3 protein-coding genes are annotated in these 1,654 nt (G+C 64.8%); all 3 read left to right on the forward strand.

All coding sequences use genetic code 11. The annotated features are described in order from the left end of the window. Positions 1 to 463, forward strand: a 463-nt coding sequence (locus I5W_RS23665; protein ID WP_044531089.1) for an ABC transporter permease subunit, incomplete at its 5' end; no start/stop codon positions are given. 75 nt (positions 464 to 538) lie between these two features. Then, positions 539 to 1,330: an SDR family NAD(P)-dependent oxidoreductase gene (locus I5W_RS23670; protein WP_044531090.1), complete on the forward strand. Its 792-nt coding sequence runs from the start codon at positions 539 to 541 to the stop codon at positions 1,328 to 1,330. A gap of 31 nt (positions 1,331 to 1,361) precedes the next feature. Beyond that, positions 1,362 to 1,654: dihydroxy-acid dehydratase domain-containing protein (locus tag I5W_RS23675; RefSeq protein ID WP_044531091.1), on the forward strand; the 293-nt coding region annotated here is incomplete at its 3' end.

Here is a 1,654-nt window from a genome sequence, read left to right on the forward strand (position 1 = left end):
GCATTCCGTACCAGTGCTGCTGTTGCTGGCACTGCTGGGCCTGTTCATTTACGTCAGCACCCAGACCGTGTTCGGCCGCCGCATCTACTCGGTGGGCAGCAATATGGAAGCCACCCGCCTGTCGGGCGTGAACGTGCAGGCCGTCAAGCTGTGGGTGTTCGGCATCATGGGCTTGATGTGCGCGCTGGCCGGGCTGGTCAATACCGCCCGCCTGGCCGCCGGATCGCCCTCGGCGGGCAACATGGGCGAGCTCGATGCGATTGCCGCCTGCTTCATCGGTGGCACCTCCATGCGCGGCGGCTCCGGCACCATCTACGGCGCGCTGATCGGCGCGCTGGTGATGGCCAGCCTCGATAACGGCATGTCCATGCTGGACGTGGGCACCTACTGGCAGATGATCGTCAAGGGCAGCATCCTGGTGCTGGCCGTGTGGGTGGACGTGAGCACCCGTTCGGGCCGCTGAACGCAACAAGCAAAAACTGTTTATATCGTTTCCGGGCCGCACCTGCAGCCCATCTTATCCTCTGGAGTACCAAGCATGACCGCAGCTACTACCCCCGTCTTCGAACACGCCCTCTATCGCAGCCTCGCCGGCAAGCGGGTCGTCATCACCGGTGGCGGCAGCGGCATCGGCGCAGCACTGGTAGAAGCCTTTGTCGCGCAAGGCGCCCAGGTGTACTTCCTGGACATCGCCACCGCCCCCTCCGAAGCTCTGGTGGAAGCGCTCAAGGCGGCGCCGGTCGCCCCGCGCTTCTTCCCCTGCAACCTGATGAACCTGGAAGCCCTGCGCGCCACCTTCACCGAGATCGAAACCCTTGCCGGCGGCGTGGACATCCTCATCAACAATGCCGCCAACGACGACCGTCACAAGACCACCGAGGTCACTCCCGCCTACTGGGATGAACGCCTGGCAGTCAACCTGCGCCACCAGTTCTTCTGCGCCCAGGCAGTGCTGCCGGGAATGCGCGAGCGCAAGAGCGGGGTGATCCTCAATTTCGGCTCGATTTCCTGGCACCTGGGCCTGCCCGACCTGACCCTGTACATGACCGCCAAGGCCGGCATCGAAGGCATGACGCACGGCATGGCACGCGACTTCGGCCGCGACGGCGTGCGTGTCAACGCCATCATCCCCGGCGCCATCCGTACCCCGCGCCAGACCCTGCTCTGGCACACTCCCGAAGAAGAGGCGAAAATCCTGGCTGCGCAATGCCTGCCCGTGCGCGTCGATCCACATGATGTCGCCGCCCTGGCCCTGTTCCTGTCCTCCGACAGCGGCGCCAAGTGCACCGGCCGCGAGTATTACGTCGACGCCGGCTGGCTGGGCGCGTAACCCATCCACACGCCTGCGGGCAGAGGAATCCATGAACAAGCCAAACGTCACCCCCCGTCGCTTCCGCTCGCAAGACTGGTTCGACAATCCCGATCACATCGACATGACCGCGCTCTATCTGGAGCGCTTCATGAACTACGGCATCACCGCCGAGGAACTGCGCTCGGGTCGCCCCATCATCGGCATCGCCCAGAGCGGCAGCGACATCAGTCCCTGCAACCGCATCCACCTGGAACTGGCCAAGCGGGTGCGTGATGGCATCCGCGATACCGGCGGCATCCCGATGGAGTTCCCGCTGCATCCCATCTCGAGAACGCCGCCGCC

Origin of the sequence: Herbaspirillum sp. B65 (assembly GCF_000333555.1) — a bacterium.
In the GTDB taxonomy this organism is placed as follows: Bacteria; Pseudomonadota; Gammaproteobacteria; order Burkholderiales; family Burkholderiaceae_D; genus Herbaspirillum; species Herbaspirillum rubrisubalbicans.

Excerpts from the sequence above, each read along its gene's own strand:
- I5W_RS23670 (WP_044531090.1), top strand. The coding sequence starts at position 539 with ATGACCGCAGCTACTACCCCCGTCTTCGAACACGCCCTCTATCGCAGC.